Below are 17146 nucleotides of genomic sequence, written 5' to 3'. Positions count from 1 at the left end.
GCCGTGTACGTACAGAATGCCGAAGCCCCGCCGCGCAAGCCGGTCACCGTGCCGGGTCTGCATGCCATGAAGGCGGCTGGCCAGCGCATCGTGATGCTTACCGCCTACGACACCAGTTTCGCCTGGCACCTGGAAAACGCCGGCGTCGATATCGCGCTGGTGGGCGATTCGCTGGGCATGGTGGTGCAAGGCCACAGCAGCACCTTGCCGGTAACGCTGGACCAGATGGTCTACCACACGAGCGCCGTGGCGCGCGGGCTGTCCGCCACCATGCTGGTGGCCGACCTGCCGTTCATGGCCGACCGCGACACTGTGCACGCCATGGAAGCCGCCGCGCGCCTGGTGGGCGAGGCGGGTGCCGCGATGGTGAAGATCGAGGGCGCCGCGCCGCATGTGCTGGAGATCATCGAAACCCTGACCGCGCGCGCGATTCCCGTATGTGCGCACCTGGGCCTCACCCCGCAGTCGGTGCACAAATTCGGCGGCTTCCGCATCCAGGGCCGCGACGAGGCCGCCGCCGACCGCATCCTCGCCGAGGCCCTGGCCGTGCAGGCCGCCGGTGCCGCCTCGCTGGTGCTCGAAGGCGTGCCTACCGCGCTGGGCGAGCGGGTGACCGGCGCGCTGCAGATTCCGGTCGTCGGCATCGGCGCCGGCCCGCATTGCGACGGGCAGGTGCTGGTGATCCACGACATGCTGGGCATCACGCCGGGCAAGCGACCGAAATTCAGCAAGGATTTCCTGGCCGGCAGCGGTTCCGTGGGCGCGGCTATCAGTGCCTATGCCGCCGACGTGCGCAGTGGTGCCTTTCCCGGCCCCGAGCATTGCTTCAGCTGACTGACGGAACCGACCCATGCAAACCGTCCAGGACGCCGCTGCACTCCGTGCCACCATCCGTGGTTGGCGTTCACAAGGCCAGACGGTGGGCTTCGTGCCCACCATGGGCAACCTGCACGCCGGGCATCAGTCGCTGATCCGGCTGGCGCGTGCCCGCGCCGACAAGGTGGTGGCCAGTGTGTTCGTCAACCCGACCCAGTTCGGGCCGAATGAGGATTTCGAGCGCTATCCGCGCACCCTGGCGCAGGACAGCGCCGCGCTGACCGAGCAGGAATGCGACCTGCTGTTTGCGCCGGAAGTGGCCACGCTGTATCCGTTCGGCCCCGCCAGCACCGTGCTGCTGCGCGTGCCCGAGATCACCACGATGCTGGAAGGCGCGCATCGCCCCGGCCATTTCGATGGCATGGCCACGGTGGTGTGCAAACTGTTCAACCTGGTGCAGCCGGATCTGGCGGTGTTCGGCCAGAAGGATTTCCAGCAGCTGAGGGTGATCGAGCGCATGGTGCGCGATCTTTCGCTGCCGATAAAAGTGGTGTCCGCGCCGATCCTGCGCGCCGACGACGGCCTGGCGCTGAGTTCACGCAACCAGTACCTGTCGCCGGAGGAGCGGAGCCGCGCGCCGTACATCCACTCCACCCTGCTGCAGATGCGCGAGTTGCTGGACGCGGGCCACGCATGGCAAGCGGTGGAGCAGGCAGCGCATGCACGCCTGGTACGTGCCGGTTTTGCGCCGGATTATGTGGTGATCCGTGACGTGGAAAATCTGGCCGAACCCAGTGGCCAGGCCGGCGAGCGGCTGGTGGCGCTGGTGGCCGCACGGCTGGGCAGCACGCGCCTGATCGACAACCTGCTGCTCGACTGATACCCGAAACACGCCCCGTGCCAGACGTCGTGTTGCGACGCAGCGACGCGCGGGCCGTATAATGCCGCTTTACGCAGCTCCTGCTGGAACAGAACGTCATGCAACTGAACATGCTCAAGGCCAAGATCCATCGCGCCACCGTGACCCACGCCGAGTTGCACTACGAGGGTTCGATCGCGATCGACGGCGTGCTGCTGGATGCCTCGGGCATCCGCGAGTACGAGCAGATCCACGCCTGGAACGTCAACAGCGGCCAGCGCTTTGTCACCTATGCGCTGCGGGCAGAAGAGGGCTCGGGCATCATCTCGGTCAACGGCAGCGCAGCGCGCAGCGCGCAGGCGGGTGATCTGGTGATCATCGCGGCCTTCGTGCAATTGAGCGAGGCGGAGCTGGAAACGTACCAGCCGACCCTGGTCTACGTGGGTGCGCACAACCGCATCAGCCACACCAATCGCGCCATTCCCAAGCAGATGGCCGAGGTTTCCTGAACCAGCGCGTGACTTTACCCGCGCTGCCGCGCCAGCGCCCAGGCCACATGCTCGCGCACGACCGGCGAAGGATGATCGGCCCGCGCATTCAGCGCCTCCACAACCTCGGTTGAGCGGGGCGCGTTGCCCAGCGCCACCGCGATATTGCGCAGCCAGCCCTCGTAACCGGTGCGGCGGATCGCCATGCCCTCGGTGCGCTTGAGGAATTCCTGTTCGGTCCAGCCGAACAGCTCCACCAGCTTCGCACCGTCCAGGCTGTGCCGCGGCGCGAAATCCGGTTCGCTGGTTTCCTGCGCAAACTTGTTCCACGGGCAGACGAGCTGGCAGTCATCGCAGCCGAAGATGCGGTTGCCCATCGGCGCGCGCAGATCCTCGGGGATGCTGCCCTTGAGCTCGATCGTGAGGTAGGAAATGCAGCGCTTCGCATCGAGCTGGTACGGCCCCAGGATCGCCTGGGTCGGACAAACGTCGATGCAGCGGGTGCAGCTGCCGCAATGGGCGCTGGCCGGCGGGTCGACCGGCAACGGCAGGTCGGTGAACAGCTCACCCAGGAAGAAATACGAGCCGGCGCGGCGATTGATCAGCACCGTGTGCTTGCCGATCCAGCCCAGCCCCGCGTTGCGTGCCAGTGCCTTCTCCATCACCGGCGCGGAATCCACGTACGCCCGGTAGCCGAAATCGCCGACCACGCCCTGGATGCGCTCGGCCAGCTTCTGCAGCCGCCCGCGCATCAGCTTGTGGTAATCGCGGCCCAGTGCGTAACGCGAGACGTAGCCCGCCTGCGCATCGCCCAGCACATCCCACGCATTGGCGGTGCCGGGCGGGATGTAATCCATGCGTACCGAGATCACCCGCTGCGTGCCCGGCTCCAGCTCCGCCGGCCGCGTGCGCTTGCTGCCGTGGCGGGCCATGTACTCCATCTCGCCGTGATGGCCCTCGTCGAGCCAGCGCTGCAGGTGTTGTTCGTCCTCGTCGAGGTCGACGCCGCTGATGCCGGTGTTGGCGAACCCGAGCTCCCGCGCCCAGCGCTTGATGTCGCGGGCCAGCGCGGCAAAGTCGGTGGTGGAAGGGACATCGGCGGCGGACATCCGGTCATTGTAAATCGTGCGCAGGCTTATAATTCGCCGATGTCTACCTCACCGCACCGTGCCCTCTACACCGTCGACCAGGTGCGCGCGCTGGAGCGTGGCGCACTGGACGCCATGGCCGTCAGCAACCACGAGCTGATGTTGCGGGCGGCCCATGCCGCGCTCGACAGCCTGCGCCGGCACTGGCCGCAGGCGGCGCGGATCGCCATCCATTGCGGCCCCGGCAACAACGGCGGCGACGGTTTCCTGCTGGGCGTGCTGGCGCGCGAGGCGGGGTTGCAGGTCGAGGTGGTGGTGCTCACCGAAAGCTCGCGTGGCGAGGCGGCGCAGGCACGCGCTGCGTGGGAGGCCGCCGGCGGAAGCGTGCGGCTTTGGGATGACAGCGAGGCGTTGCCTGAGGTCGATGTGCATGTGGATGCGATGTACGGCATCGGTTTCAACCGTGCACCGGCTGCGGCGGAGGCGGCGCTCATTAAAGCGATCAACGGCAGTGCCACGCCCGTGCTGGCACTCGACCTGCCGTCCGGTCTGTCCGCCGACAGCGCCGATTGCCCCGGCGCGGTGATCCGCGCGGATGTCACCGTCACCTTCATCGCGCACAAGCGCGGGCTGCATACCGGGCGTGCCGTCGATCAGGTTGGCACGCTGGAGCTGGCCACGCTGGGCGTGCCGGCCCACGTCTATTCACCGCTTCAGCCGGATGCCTCACTGCTTGCCGCCGAAGCGTTGCCGCCGCGCGCGCGCCATGCGAACAAGGGCGACAACGGCCATGTGCTGATTATCGGTGGCGATCACGGCATGGCCGGTGCCGCGCGGCTGGCAGGCGAGGCCGCCTTGCGCGCTGGCGCTGGCCTGGTCAGCGTCGCCACGCGCGCCGAGCACGTGTTTGCGCTGAACGCGGCGCGGCCGGAACTGATGGTGCATGCCGTCGACGGTCCGCAAACGCTGGAACCGCTGCTGGAACGCGCCAGCGTGCTGGCACTGGGGCCGGGGCTGGGCAAGAGCGCGTGGGGCCACGCGTTGTGGCTGACCGCGCTGGATGTCGGCAAACCGACCGTGCTCGATGCCGACGGCCTGAACCTGTTGGCCCGCGAACCACGCGTGTTCACTACGCCCACGGTGATGACGCCGCATCCCGGCGAGGCGGCGCGGTTGCTTGGCGTAACCGTCGGCGCCATTGAGCGCGACCGTTTTTCCGCCGTGCGCAAGCTTGCCAGCCGCTATGGCGCGGTGGTGGTTTTGAAGGGTGCGGGCAGCTTGATCGCCGATGCAAATGGACGTCTGGACGTCTGTCCGTGGGGCAACCCCGGCATGGCGTCGGGTGGCATGGGCGACCTGCTCACCGGTGTCGTCGCCGCCATGCTGGCGCAAGGGTGTGAGCCGTGGGAAGCGGCCTGCCTGGCCGTGGGCTTGCACGCGCGCGCCGGCGATCTCGCGGCACGTCAGGGTGAGCGTGGCCTGTTGGCGAGCGACCTGCTCGATCCGTTGCGCATCCTGGGCAACGCACTGCCTGATGGGGTTTCCTCCCATGGTTGATTCGCCGGAGAACGCCTGGAACCTGCCCGACGAAGCCGCCACCATCGCCTTTGCCACGCGTGTGGCAAAAGCGATCCACGAAGGCGCGGTGGTCTACCTGCACGGTCCGCTGGGTGCCGGCAAGACCAGTTTCGCGCGGGCGCTGTTGACGGCCCTGGGTGTGGATGAGCGGATCAAGAGTCCCACCTACAGCCTGATCGAGGGTTACCACGCGCAGGCGATGCCGGCGTGGCATCTGGATCTTTACCGCATTGCCGATCCGGGCGAGCTGGAATGGCTGGGCCTGGACGCGCTGGCCGACCCTTCCGCGCTGGTGCTGGTGGAATGGCCCGAGCGCGGTGCCGGCGCGTTGCCGGCAGCGGATGTGGCCCTGCACATGGATTACGTCGGCGATGGGCGCCGCGCCGCGTTGCAGGTTTTCACCGCTCGCGGCGAGCGTCTGCGGCGCCGTTTACGTTAAGCCCGCGTTTTCGTTCGAAATTATGCAGGGCGCCCGCGGTGGTCGATCCGTGCGAAATGCGCCACTTGCGTCCGATAGCTGGACATTCCCTGACAAAGCAACCGCAGGTTATGGATATTCAAGGGAAAACCTCTTGCAATCCGCAGGCGCGTGCGTTTCAATGCGGGCCATGGCCGGTTACCTGAACAACATCGTTTTTCGTGGCGCGATGGTTGTCGCGGCGCTCGCCGTGGCGCCGACAGGTACCGTTCACGCGGCTAATCTCGAAGGTGTTCGCGTCTGGGCCGGCCCGGAATATACCCGCGTGGTGATCGATGCGACCGGGCCGCTGCACTACAAGATCCGCCAGAAGGGTGGCGAGGTCCTGGTCGATTTGCCCGACAGCGGCTTCAGCCGCAGCTTTTCCGATCCGGGCGCGCAAGGTCTGCTGCGCGGCATGAGCCATGCCCGCATCGGCAAGAACCTGCAGCTCACCGCCAAGGTTCATCCGGACAGCCACCTGAAGAGCTTCGTGCTGGAACCGCGCAAGGGCGACAATTACCGCCTGGTGCTCGACCTTTATCCCGACAGCGCCACGGCTGATCGCGTCGTCACTACGGCGGCTGCGCCCAAGGCCGCATCGGAGCACAGCAGCCGCGCATCGACCCAGCAGGCCGCCGCGTTGCTGAACGGCCAGCGCGCGGTGGTGGTGGCGATCGACGCCGGCCATGGTGGCAAGGATTCCGGCGCCCACGGCCCCGGTGGCACCCAGGAGAAGAACGTCACCCTCGCGGTGGCCCGTGACCTGGCTGCGATGATCAACCGCCAGCCCGGCATGAAGGCCGTGCTGACCCGCAACAGCGATTTCTACATCCCGCTGAAACAGCGTTACAAGATTGCGCGCGAGAACAACGCCGACCTGTTCGTCTCCATCCACGCCGATTCGTTTACCAGTGACGACGCCAAGGGCTCGTCGGTGTGGGTGTTGTCGCCGCGAGGCAAGACCAGCGAGGCTGCGCGCTGGCTGGCCGATCGCGAGAACCGCGCCGACCTCATCGGCGGCACCACGCTGGATGACAAGGACGACGGCCTGGCCAAGGTGCTGCTCGACCTGCAACAGGGCTGGGCGATGCAGGCCAGCGATGTGGTGGCCGGCAATGTGTTGAAGGCGCTGGCCCAGCTCGGTCCGACCCATCGCGGTTATGTGGAGAAAGCGAATTTCGTGGTGCTGCGCTCGCCCGACGTGCCGTCGATCCTGGTCGAGACGGCGTTCATCAGCAATCCGAAGGAAGAGCGCAAGCTGCGCGACCCGGCACACCAGAAGCGGCTGGCGGCCGCCGTGATGGGCGGGGTAAAGAACTATTTCGAATCCACGCCGCCGCCGGGCACCTGGTTTGCGGCGCAGGCTGCGCAGCGCAGTGGCGTGCAGTTGGCGTCGACCGGCAAGTCGACCACGCCATCGTCCACGCGCGCCGACGCGGGCGTGCGCGATCTGCACAAGGTCAATCGTGGCGAAAGCCTGGGCAGCATCGCGCGCCAGTACGGCGTGAGTGTCAGCGCGCTCAAGAACGCCAACCAGATGAGCAGCGACACCGTGCGCGCCGGCGTGATGCTGGCCATTCCCACCAGCTGAAGCACGACAGCAAGGCCGAACGGTCGGGCAGCGACGTTGTTCGCTGCTAAAGTTGGCGGATGACTGCCATTCGCCTGTTACCCCCCGCACTCATCAATCAGATCGCCGCTGGCGAGGTCATCGAGCGGCCGTCGTCGGTGGTCAAGGAACTGGTGGAAAACAGCCTTGATGCCGGCGCTCGCCGCATCGAGGTGGATATCGAAGCCGGCGGTGCGCGATTGATTCGCGTACGCGACGATGGTGGCGGCATCCCCGTGGATGAATTGCCGCTGGCGGTGGCGTCGCACGCCACCAGCAAGATCGGCAGCTTCGACGATCTGGAACACGTGGCCAGCATGGGCTTCCGCGGTGAGGCGCTGGCGTCGGTGTCGTCGGTATCGCGCTTTGCGCTGACCTCGCGCGCCAGCGGTGAAGATGCGGCGTTCCGTATCGAGGTCGATGGCGGGAAGTTGCAGGCGGCGCGCCCGGCGCAACACCCGCAGGGCACCAGCGTCGAAATCCGCGACCTGTTCTACAACGTGCCAGCGCGGCGCAAGTTCATGCGTGCCGAGCGTACCGAATTCGCCCATATCGACGACTTGCTGAAATCGCTGGCGCTGGCCCGCGATGGCGTGGAATTTCGCCTCAGTCACAACGGCAAGCCCGTGCGCATCTGGAAAGCCGCCAGCGACGAGCGCGCGGCGCTGCAACGCGTGGCCGAAGTGCTGGGCGAGGAGTTTCCCGCGCAAAGCCTGCGCATCGACCATGCGGCGGCGGGGCTGCATCTGTCCGGCTGGGTCGGCCTGCCCACGGCATCGCGCGCCCAGGCCGATTCGCAATATTTCTACGTCAACGGGCGGCTGGTGCGCGATCGCATCGTGGCCCACGCGGTGCGTCAGGCGTATGCCGACGTGCTGTTCCACGGCCGGCATGCCGCGTTCGTGCTGTACCTGCAGCTCGACCCCGCCGGCGTGGATGTGAACGTGCACCCGGCCAAGCACGAAGTGCGTTTTCGCGAGCAGCGGCTGGTGCACGATTTCCTGTTCCGCACGCTGCACGAGGCGCTGGCGCAAACCCGTGCCGGGCTGGGGACGTTGCCCGCGGCCGAACCCGAGCTGGCCACCGCAACGGGGTACGCCAGCCCGGTCACGCCATCCACCGGCAGCACGCCAGCGTGGCCGGGCCAGTTCAGCCAGAGCCGTTTGAGCCTGGGCGTGCGCGATGCACCGCTGGCCGGCTACGCCGCCTTGCTGGGTGAAAGCCCCTCAATGCCAGCAGCCCCGTCGATGCCCGCTGCCGACGACAGCGAGACGCCGCCGCTGGGTTTCGCCATCGCCCAGCTGAAAAGCATCTTCGTGCTGGCCGAGAATGCGCACGGCCTGGTGCTGGTCGACATGCACGCGGCGCACGAGCGCATCACCTACGAGAAACTGAAATCCGGCCGCGCCAGCAGCAACCTGCGCTCGCAGATGCTGCTGGTGCCGCTGTCCATCGCGGTCAGCGCGAAGGAAGCGGCGGCAGCCGAGGAACATGCCGACGCGCTGGCCGAGTGGGGGCTTGAGCTGTCGCGCAGCGGTCCGTCCACCGTCGTGGTGCGGCGCATCCCCGCCTTGCTGGAAGGCGCCGACGTGGGCCAGCTCAGCCGCGATGTGCTGTCGGAGCTGGCCCAGCACGGCAGTTCGCGTCGCCTGCAGGAGCTGGAGAACGAGCTGCTTTCGACCATGGCCTGCCACGGCTCCGTACGGGCCGGGCGTCGGCTGACGCTTCCCGAAATGAATGCGCTGCTGCGCGAGATGGAAGCCACCGAGCGCTCCGGCCAATGCAACCACGGCCGCCCGACCTGGACCCAGCTGAGCCTGGCCGAGCTGGACAAACTATTCATGCGCGGGCGTTGAGCCCGACATCTGGATCAATGATGAAACGTTTCATGCTTTTCGCCGCCACCGCCATCCTGGGAGTCACCGCCGTGCACGCCAACAGCACCGATCATCGCCGCGACGTGGAGCAATGGCGCGCCGACCGCGTGGCGCGGCTGACCGCGCCGGCCGGTTGGCTGAGCCTGATCGGGCTGGAGTGGCTGCAGCCGGGCGACAACCGTATCGGAAGCGCCGCCGACAACGACATCGTGGTCAGCGCGATGCCCGCGTATCTAGGTGTCGTCAACCTGCGCGCGGATGGCAGCGTGCATCTGGCGCTTGCCGCCGACAGCGGCGCGTTGATCGATGGCAAGCCGCTGCGCGAGGCCACCCTGGTCGACGACGTGCAGGCAGGCGAGGGCGCGCCCACCCTGGTGAGCATGGGCACCGTCAGCTTCCTGGTGATCGATCGCGAGGGCCGCAAGGGTCTGCGGATCAAGGACACCGAGGCGCCGACGCGGCGCGACTTTGTCGGCATCGATTATTTTCCGATCGACTCCGCGTGGCGCATCGAAGCCGACTGGGTACCGGCGAGCGCAGGCCAGACGCTGGAGATGGGTACCGTGATCGGCACCACCGAGAAATACCCGGTGCCCGGCACGGCGCGCTTCAGCCGCGACGGCAAGACGTTCGAGATCCTGCCGGTGATCGAAGTGCCGGGCGACGCGCAGTATTTCGTGGTGTTCGCCGACCGCACCAGTGGCCGCGAAACCTACGGGGCGGCGAGATTCCTCTACATCGACCCGCCGAAGGACGGCAAGGTCACGCTCGATTTCAACAAGGCCTACAACCCGCCCTGCGCCTTCACCGCGTTCGCCACCTGTCCGCTGGCGCCGCCGGAAAACCGGCTCGATCTGCGCGTTACCGCCGGCGAGAAAAACTACCGCGGCGGGCACGCCGATTAGTTGTTGTTGTCCGCCGGCGGGCCCAGTCGGTCCAGCTGCGGGCTGGCGGTGAAATCGCGCTTGCTGCGCTGGCTGTCCAGCGTCTCGCCGGTGACCTGGAACCAGGTGTTCTCGGCAATATTGGTGGCATGGTCGCCGATGCGCTCGATGTTCTTGGCCATGAACAACAGGTGCGTGCACGGCGTGATGTTGCGCGGGTCTTCCATCATGTAGGTGAGCAATTCGCGGAAGTAGCCGGTGTAGGCGTCATCCAGCACCACGTCGTTTTTCCACACCCGATGGGCGCTCTCCACGTTGCCATCGCGATAGGCTGCCAGCACGTCACGGGTGGCGGTGGCCGCCATCTCGGCCAGGTGGCGCAGACCGCGGGTAGGAGCGACGGGCGGCGCCATCGACAGCGGGATGGATCGCTTCGCCACGTTCGCCGCGTAGTCGCCGATGCGCTCGATGTCGGAGGCGATGCGCAGCGCCGCGAACACATTGCGCAGGTCGCCGGCCATCGGTGCGCGCAGTGCCAGCAGGCGCACCACGTCGTGGCTGATGGCCTGTTCGAGCTGGTCGATCGCCTCGTCATTGGCAACCACGTGTTGCGCGGCGCGTTCGTCGCGCCGTTCCAGTACGTCGATCGCCGCTTCCAGCTGCGTCACCGACAGTTCGCCCATGCGCACGATCTCGCCGGTGAGGCGACCCAGTTCCGCGTCGTAGCTCTTGATGATGTGGTCTTTGCCGGTGTTCATGGGTTGCCTCGTATGTTTTTTTCCCTCTCCCGCTTGCGGGAGAGGGTGCCCGAAGGGCGGGAGAGGGAGCGGGCGGAGCGCGGGGCTGCAGGTTGCGCTGGCCCTCTCCCCAACCCCTCTCCCGCAAAGCGGGAGAGGGGCTTTATCAGCCGAACCTGCCGGTGATGTAATCCTCGGTCTGCTTCTTGCCCGGCTTGGTGAAAATCTTTTCCGTCGGGCCGAATTCCACCAGCTCGCCCAGGTACATGAACGCGGTGAGGTCGGAGCAACGCGCCGCCTGCTGCATGTTGTGGGTGACGATGACGATGGTGAATTCGCCTTTCAGCTCCTCCACCAGCTGCTCGATACGGCCGGTGGCGATCGGATCGAGCGCGGAGGTCGGTTCGTCCAGCAACAGCACTTCAGGCTTCAGTGCGATCGCACGGGCGATGCACAGGCGTTGTTGCTGGCCGCCGGAAAGCCCCAGCGCATTCTGTTTCAGCTTGTCCTTCACCTCGTCCCATAGCGCGGCGCTGCGCAGCGCCTGCTCAACGCGGTTTTCCATGTCCGGCCTGGACAGCTTCTCGTGGTGGCGGATGCCGTAGGCCACGTTCTCGAAGATCGTCATCGGGAACGGCACCGGCTTCTGGAACACCATGCCGACCTTGCTGCGCAACCGGTTCAGCGAGTAGCCGGGCGCGAGGATGTTTTCGCCGTCGAGCTCGATCGAACCTTCCGCGCGCAGCTTCGGATAGATCGCGTAGATGCGGTTGAAGATGCGCAGCAGGGTGGACTTGCCGCAACCGGACGGCCCGATGATCGAGGTGACCTGCTTCTCCGGCACGTCCATGTCGATGCCTTTCAGCGCATGGAAATCGCCGTAGTGAAAGTGCAGGTCGCGCACCGTGATCTTGGTCGCGGCGGCTGACGCGGCGGGCGCGGAATCAGTCATGGGATACCTTGGTACGGGAAAGGATCAGGCGGGAAACGAGGCTCAGCAGCAGTACGAACATGGTGATCACGAACGCGCCAGCCCACGCCAGCGCGTGCATGGATTCGCCCGGGTCGTTGGCGTACTGGTAGATGATCTGCGGCAGGCTGGACATCTTCTCCATCGGGTTGATGGCCATGAAGTTGTTGCCGAACGCGGTGAACAGCAGCGGTGCGGTCTCGCCGCTGATTCGCGCCAGCGCCAGCAGCACGCCGGTGACGATCCCCGAGCGCGCGGCGCGGATCAGCACCTGCACGGTCAGTTTCCATTGCGGCACGCCCAGCGACAGCGCGGCCTCGCGCAGCGTGGCCGGCACCAGCCGCAGCATTTCGTCGGTGGTGCGCACGATCACCGGCAGGGCGATCAGCGCCAGGGCCACGCCGCCGGCGAAACCGGAGAACGTGGTCGAGCCGTTGGTCAGCGCGGTGCTGGGCAGCACGATGATGGTGTAGACGAACAGGCCCATCACGATCGACGGCGCCGACAGCAGGATGTCGTTGAGGAAGCGGATGGATTCGCCGAGCTTGGTGCGGTTGGCGTATTCGGCCAGCCAGGTACCGGCCAGCACGCCGATCGGCGTGGCGATGGCGATGCCCACGAAGTTGATGATCAGGCTGCCGACCATCGCGTTGGCGAGGCCACCATCCTCGCCGTAGGCGGTGATTTTCGTGAACAGTTTCAGATCCAGCGCGCTGATGCCCTGGCGCAGGGTTTCCCACAGGATCCATGCCAGGAAAGCCAGCCCGACCAGGGTGGCCAGCGTACTCAGCAACATCGCCAGCGCATTGGTGATGCGGCGGCGCAGGTACAAGGCGTTCATGCGGCGTCCCCCCAATCCTTGCAGGAGTCAGCTCGCAGGCGATGCTTCTGCGAATCCCCCTTCCCGAATCCCGAATCCCGGCTATCCATCATCGCCCCTCCTTGCTGGCCAGCCGTCGCAACATCAACCGCGCGATCAGCAGCACGATGAAGGTGACCACGAACAGCAGGAACGCCAGCGCCATCAGCGCCGACTTCTGCAGGCCCACCGCTTCACTGAACTGGTTGGCGATGGCGGAGGCGATGGACGTGCCCGGATCCAGCAGCGACGACGACAGGCGCATCGAGTTGCCCAGCACGAAGGTCACCGCCATGGTCTCGCCCAGCGCGCGGCCCAGGCCCAGGAAGATGCCGCCGATCACCGCCGAACGCGTGTACGGCAGCACGATGTTCCATGCCACTTCCCACGTGCTGGAGCCCAGCGCATAGGCCGACTCCTTCAGCGGCGTGGGCACGGTCTGGAAGACCTCGCGCATCACCGAGGAAATGAACGGGATGACCATGATCGCCAGCACGATGCCGGCCACCAGGATGCTGGCGCCAAAGGGGTAATCGCTGCCGAACAGCTTGCCGACGAAGGGCACGTGTTCGGCCACCCATGACAGCTGGCCGTCATCGGGTTTGTTGCCGAGGTTGTTGGTCAGCCAAGGCTTGAGGTGTTCGGCGAAGAACGGGGCGAAGATGAAAAGCCCCCACATGCCGTAGATGATCGAGGGGATGCCGGCCAGCAGCTCGATCGCCGATGCCACCGGCGTGCGCAACCATGCCGGCGCCACTTCGGAAAGATAGAGCGCGATGCCGAAGCTGATCGGCACGGCGATCAGCAGCGCGATGAACGAGGTGGCCAGGGTGCCGTACACCGGCACCAGTGCGCCGTAGACGTCGTTGCCCGGGTCCCACTCCGAGCTGATCAGGAAGTGCCAGCCGAACGTGGCGAACGCCTCGCGCCCGCCCCACAACGTGGCACCGGCGGCGCCCAGCAGCGCGGCCAGCACGATCAGCGCACAGCCCTTCAACAGCCAGCGGAACAGCCGCTCGTGGCGGGCATCGCGGCGGGTGCGCTGTTCGAGGATGTCGGTGGATGACGCGATGGACATGGACGGACTCGGTTGATGCGTGGTTGGGCAGTACTGCCACACCGTTCGCCCTGAACGCAGGCGCGGAGGGAGCGAAGCCGAGGGGAGGACGACTTCGCAACGCTACGCTCAGGGCGAACGATGCGGCGTGAAGCTGACAGCACGGTGGGGCGCATCGTTTGCAGCGATACGCCCCACCGCGCCGCGGAACCTCAGTGCTTGAACTCGGCCGCCCAATACGCCTCGATCTGCTTCACCAGGGCCGCGGGAAGCGGCACGTAGTCGAGATCACTGGCGGCCTTCTGGCCGTTTTCCAGCGCGTACTTGAAGAACGCGAAGGCTGTCTTGCTGTTGCCAGCGTTCTTCGGCGTCTTGTACATGATCATCCAGGTGGTGGCGGTGATCGGCCACGCCTTGGCGCCGGGCGCGTTGGTCATGATCAGGTTGAAATCCTGGGTGCTGGCCCAGTCGGCCGTGGCCGCGGCGGCGGCGAAGCTGTCCGCGTCAGGTGCCACCACGTTGCCGGCGGCGTTCTTCAGGTCGGTCCAGCTGAGCTTGTTCTTCACCGCGTAGGCATATTCGACGTAGCCGATCGAACCCTTGATCTGCTTCACGTACTGCGACACGCCCTCGTTGCCCTTGCCGCCCACGCCGGTCGGCCATTCCACCGCCGTGCCGAATTTCACCTGGCTGGCCCAGGTCGGGCTGACCTTGGACAGGAAATTGGTGAAGTTGAACGAGGTGCCCGAACCATCCGAGCGGTGCACCACCGTGATCTTGCCGGCGGGCAGCTTCAGGCCGGCATTCAGCGCGGCGATCTTCGGGTCGTTCCAGTTGTTGATCTTGCCCAGGAAGATGTCGGCCAGGGTGGTGCCGTCCAGCTTGATCTGGCCTGCCTGCACACCGGCGATGTTGACCACCGGCACGATGCCGCCGACCACGATCGGGAACTGGCCCAAGCCGAATTTCTTCAGGTCTTCCGCCTTCATCGGCGCATCGGACGCGCCGAAATCGATGGTGCCTTCCTTGATCTGCGCGATGCCGGCGCCGGAACCGACCGACTGGTAGTTGAGGCGGTTGCCGGTCTGCTCCGCGTACGCGGCCGACCACTTGGACATCACCGGGTAGACGAAGCTGGAGCCGGCACCGGTGATGTCGGTGGCCTGGGCGGCCATGCCGAATGTCGAGGCGACGGCCAGCGTCGCCACGGCGGCGAAGCGGATGGGAGTTTTGCGAAGGGTCAACACGGGTTAGCTCCTTGGAAGGACGTCAAAGGTGACGGCGTCATTTCAGGTCTTTCGTGTTGCCATTGGATGATGCGAATGTTGCAGGAGGATGACAGTGGGGCAGGGAATGGGGAATGGGGAATGGGGAATGGGGAATGGGGAATGGGGAATGGGGAATGGGGAATGGGGAATGGGGAATGGGGAATGGGGAATGGGGAATCGGGAATCGGGAATCGGGAATCGGGAAAAGCCGAAGCCGAAGCCGAAGCCGAAGCCGAAGCCGAAGCCGAAGTGTCGCATTCCCTCAGCCGTTCACCCTGAGCGTAGCCGCGCAGCGGCGAAGTCGAAGGGCGGAGTATGATGAGGCTTCGACTTCGCCGCTACGCGGCTACGCTCAGCACGAACGGCTGAGGAAGACCGTCCAGAAGATCAGGCGCAACGCGCTGCTCAAGAGCTTGCGTTTCCTGGTTCCGCTCAAACCACGTCGAGCCCGCTGTGCGCCTGCTCGAACAACTCCATCTGCCGCCAGCGGTTGACCACGCTGCAGAACAGTTCGGCCGTGCGCTCGGCGTCATAAACGGCCGAATGGGCTTCGCGGCTGTCGAATGGATGGCCAGCGGCCAGCACCGCCTTGCTCAATACGGTCTGGCCGTAGGCGAGTCCGCCAAAGCTCACCGTGTCGAAACAACTGAAGGGATGGAACGGGTTGCGCTTGTGTCCGCAGCGCCGCACCGCCTGGTTGAGAAAGCCCAGGTCGAACGCGGCGTTGTGGCCCACCAGGATCGCCCGCTGGCATTCGGCGCCGCGCACGGCATCGCGCACGGCTTGAAAGATGAAGTCCAGCGCCAGCCGCTCGGCCAGTGCGCCGCGCAGCGGGTTGTACGGGTCGATGCCGGTGATTTCCAGCGAACGCGGGTCGAGATTGGCGCCGGGAAACGGCTCCACATGTGTCGATACAGTCGGCTGCAGACGCAGGTAACCCTCGGCGTCCATTGATAACGGAACCGCCGCTATTTCCAGCAAGGCATCGTGCTGCGCATCGAAGCCGCCGGTTTCGACGTCCACCACCACGGGCAGGAAACCGCGGAACCGCTCGGCCATGCGCGGTGTTTTGCTGTTCGGGATTTGCATCGGCGAAGCATATCAGCCGAGTGCTTCAACGCGGGTTGCGTCGCCTGTCGCCGTACTGTCATCAAAACGGCATCGCGCTGTAAAACGCGCACGTCAATCTGTCATGGCTGCTTGTCGCGCACCCCGCAATGACGCGGGCGCACGGCGAAAACTTTCCCACCTATGACGGAGTACACCATGCGTTGCAGATTGATCGCGGTAGCCATTGCGGCCGGCTTGGGCCTCGCCAGTTTCAGTTCCATCGCGGCACCGCAGGCGACCAACAGCGGCGATGTGGCGTTGCTCAGGGCACAACTGGCCGACTTGCAGGCGAAGGTCGATGCGCTGGAACAGCGTACCGATGCGCAGTCCGACATCAACGTCAGCACCGGCCAGGCGGTGGAGAAGGCGACCAACCTGACCAGCGCCAGCGACAAGAAGCTCGCGGCGCTGGAAAAGGTGGTCAACAACACCAAACTGTCCGGCAAGATGTACTTCGACTTCACCAACATCGACCAGAAAAACAGCGACACCGGCAAGACCGACGCCTCCGGCATCGGCCTGGATGTGAAGCGCTTCTACCTCGGCGTCGATCACAAATTCAGTGACATCTGGTCGGCCAGCCTCACCACCGACTTCAATTACGCCAGCAGCGACGGCCAGACCAGCGTCTTCGTCAAGAAGGCGTATGCGCAGGGCAAGTTCAGCGATGCAGCGGTGCTGCGCATCGGTTCGACCGACATGCCGTGGATTCCGTTCGCCGAGAAGTTCTACGGCTTCCGCTATGTCGAGAACACGCTCACCGATCGCCTGAAGTACGGCAACTCGGCTGACTGGGGCCTGCACATGGGTGGCGACCTGGCCGGCAAGACGGTCAGCTACGCGGTGTCGGTGGTCAACGGCCGTGGCTACAAGAATCCCGGCCGCAGCAAGGGTGTGGACGTCGAGGCACGCGTGGGTTTCGTGCCGTTCGACAACATGGTTGTGGCCGTCGGTGGCTACAGCGGCCATCGCGGTCAGGAAACCGAAAACATCAACGCGACCAACACCGCCAGCCGCGGCGACCTGATGGTGGCGTATGCCAGCGACGCGTTCCGCGTGGGCGCCGAGTACTTCACCGCGAAGAACTGGAACAACGTGCTGAACCCGATCTCCGACAAGGCCGATGGGTACTCGCTGTGGGCCAGCGTGGCGGTGGCGGACGGGGTGAACCTGTTCGCACGCTACGACAACGCAAAGCTCAGCAAGGATCTGGACAAGGGCAACAAGGACGTCTACTACAACGCCGGCGTCGAGTTCCAGGTCACCAAGGGCTTCAAGCTGGCAGGCGTGTGGAAGCACGAAAATGCCAAGAAGACGGTCACCGCGCCGGTGCCGCTGCACGTGCAGAGCGTGAAGACCAACGAGATCGGCGTGTTCGGCGAACTGTCATTCTGATGCAACACGTCCCGGGCAAGCTGTTGTCCGGGCGTGGTGGCTGACAACGGACGGCTATCGGAAAGGAGTTTTACCCAGGGAAGGAAAAACG

General features: G+C 65.6%; 16 protein-coding genes. 9 read left to right on the top strand and 7 right to left on the bottom strand.

Translation table 11 applies throughout. From position 1 onward, the window contains the following. The first annotated feature begins 3 nt into the window (after window positions 1-3). The 3 genes from panB (at window position 4) to panD (ending at window position 2184) form a co-directional block, all read left to right on the top strand. A complete protein-coding gene (panB, locus tag ACFPK0_RS15255) occupies window positions 4-834 on the top strand; it encodes a 3-methyl-2-oxobutanoate hydroxymethyltransferase (RefSeq protein WP_377341941.1) in 831 nt (276 codons plus the stop codon). A gap of 16 nt (window positions 835-850) precedes the next feature. Then, window positions 851-1696 carry a pantoate--beta-alanine ligase gene (gene panC / locus ACFPK0_RS15250; protein WP_056078263.1) on the top strand — a complete coding sequence of 282 codons (846 nt, stop codon included), beginning with the start codon at window positions 851-853 and terminating at the stop codon, window positions 1694-1696. A gap of 98 nt (window positions 1697-1794) precedes the next feature. Beyond that, a complete protein-coding gene (gene panD / locus ACFPK0_RS15245) occupies window positions 1795-2184 on the top strand; it encodes an aspartate 1-decarboxylase (protein ID WP_056078266.1) in 390 nt (129 codons plus the stop codon). Window positions 2185-2198: 14 nt separating this feature from the next. Here panD and queG read toward each other — a convergent pair whose 3' ends face one another. After that, window positions 2199-3272 (bottom strand): tRNA epoxyqueuosine(34) reductase QueG, encoded by a 1074-nt coding sequence (queG, locus tag ACFPK0_RS15240; RefSeq protein ID WP_056078269.1) that lies wholly within the window; start codon window positions 3270-3272, stop codon window positions 2199-2201. A gap of 39 nt (window positions 3273-3311) precedes the next feature. Between queG and ACFPK0_RS15235 the strand changes: the two genes are divergently transcribed. The 5 genes from ACFPK0_RS15235 to ACFPK0_RS15215 all read left to right on the top strand — a co-directional run bounded on the left by ACFPK0_RS15235 (window position 3312) and on the right by ACFPK0_RS15215 (window position 9680). Beyond that, window positions 3312-4808 carry an NAD(P)H-hydrate dehydratase gene (locus ACFPK0_RS15235; RefSeq protein ID WP_377341938.1) on the top strand — a complete coding sequence of 499 codons (1497 nt, stop codon included), beginning with the start codon at window positions 3312-3314 and terminating at the stop codon, window positions 4806-4808. Then, window positions 4801-5268, top strand: a complete 468-nt coding sequence (tsaE, locus tag ACFPK0_RS15230) for a tRNA (adenosine(37)-N6)-threonylcarbamoyltransferase complex ATPase subunit type 1 TsaE (protein WP_377341937.1) — start codon at window positions 4801-4803, stop codon at window positions 5266-5268. The genes ACFPK0_RS15235 and tsaE overlap by 8 nt, the downstream gene beginning before the upstream one ends. A gap of 169 nt (window positions 5269-5437) precedes the next feature. After that, complete coding sequence (locus tag ACFPK0_RS15225) at window positions 5438-6880, top strand: N-acetylmuramoyl-L-alanine amidase family protein (RefSeq protein WP_377341936.1); 1443 nt, start codon at window positions 5438-5440, stop codon at window positions 6878-6880. A 59-nt stretch (window positions 6881-6939) separates the two neighbouring features. Further along, window positions 6940-8754, top strand: coding sequence for a DNA mismatch repair endonuclease MutL (gene mutL / locus ACFPK0_RS15220; protein ID WP_377341935.1), 1815 nt, complete (start codon window positions 6940-6942; stop codon window positions 8752-8754). Window positions 8755-8774: 20 nt separating this feature from the next. After that, window positions 8775-9680 carry a DUF1684 domain-containing protein gene (locus ACFPK0_RS15215; protein WP_377341934.1) on the top strand — a complete coding sequence of 302 codons (906 nt, stop codon included), beginning with the start codon at window positions 8775-8777 and terminating at the stop codon, window positions 9678-9680. Here ACFPK0_RS15215 and phoU read toward each other — a convergent pair. From phoU to rnt, 6 genes are all read right to left on the bottom strand, one after another. After that, window positions 9677-10417: a phosphate signaling complex protein PhoU gene (gene phoU, locus ACFPK0_RS15210; RefSeq protein WP_056602972.1), complete on the bottom strand. Its 741-nt coding sequence runs from the start codon at window positions 10415-10417 to the stop codon at window positions 9677-9679. The two genes, ACFPK0_RS15215 and phoU, sit on opposite strands and share 4 nt — an antisense overlap. 145 nt (window positions 10418-10562) lie before the next feature. After that, on the bottom strand, window positions 10563-11348 hold the full coding sequence (gene pstB, locus ACFPK0_RS15205; protein ID WP_377341931.1) for a phosphate ABC transporter ATP-binding protein PstB: 786 nt from the start codon (window positions 11346-11348) through the stop codon (window positions 10563-10565). Then, window positions 11341-12207, bottom strand: coding sequence for a phosphate ABC transporter permease PstA (gene pstA, locus ACFPK0_RS15200; protein ID WP_056078291.1), 867 nt, complete (start codon window positions 12205-12207; stop codon window positions 11341-11343). Before pstA ends, pstB begins: the two co-directional genes overlap by 8 nt. A gap of 88 nt (window positions 12208-12295) precedes the next feature. Then, window positions 12296-13303, bottom strand: coding sequence for a phosphate ABC transporter permease subunit PstC (gene pstC / locus ACFPK0_RS15195; RefSeq protein ID WP_377341929.1), 1008 nt, complete (start codon window positions 13301-13303; stop codon window positions 12296-12298). Between the two features lie 191 nt (window positions 13304-13494). Next, window positions 13495-14526, bottom strand: a complete 1032-nt coding sequence (gene pstS / locus ACFPK0_RS15190) for a phosphate ABC transporter substrate-binding protein PstS (RefSeq protein ID WP_377341982.1) — start codon at window positions 14524-14526, stop codon at window positions 13495-13497. A 456-nt stretch (window positions 14527-14982) separates the two neighbouring features. Next, a complete protein-coding gene (gene rnt, locus ACFPK0_RS15185; RefSeq protein ID WP_377341926.1) occupies window positions 14983-15639 on the bottom strand; it encodes a ribonuclease T in 657 nt (218 codons plus the stop codon). Between the two features lie 177 nt (window positions 15640-15816). Between rnt and ACFPK0_RS15180 the strand changes: the two genes are divergently transcribed. Next, on the top strand, window positions 15817-17055 hold the full coding sequence (locus tag ACFPK0_RS15180; RefSeq protein ID WP_377341924.1) for a porin: 1239 nt from the start codon (window positions 15817-15819) through the stop codon (window positions 17053-17055). The last annotated feature ends 91 nt before the right edge of the window (window positions 17056-17146 follow it).

Origin of the sequence: Rhodanobacter ginsenosidimutans, assembly GCF_042655685.1 — a bacterium.
GTDB lineage: Bacteria > Pseudomonadota > Gammaproteobacteria > Xanthomonadales > Rhodanobacteraceae > Rhodanobacter > Rhodanobacter ginsenosidimutans.
This window is presented reverse-complemented; position numbering and strand designations above follow the sequence as displayed.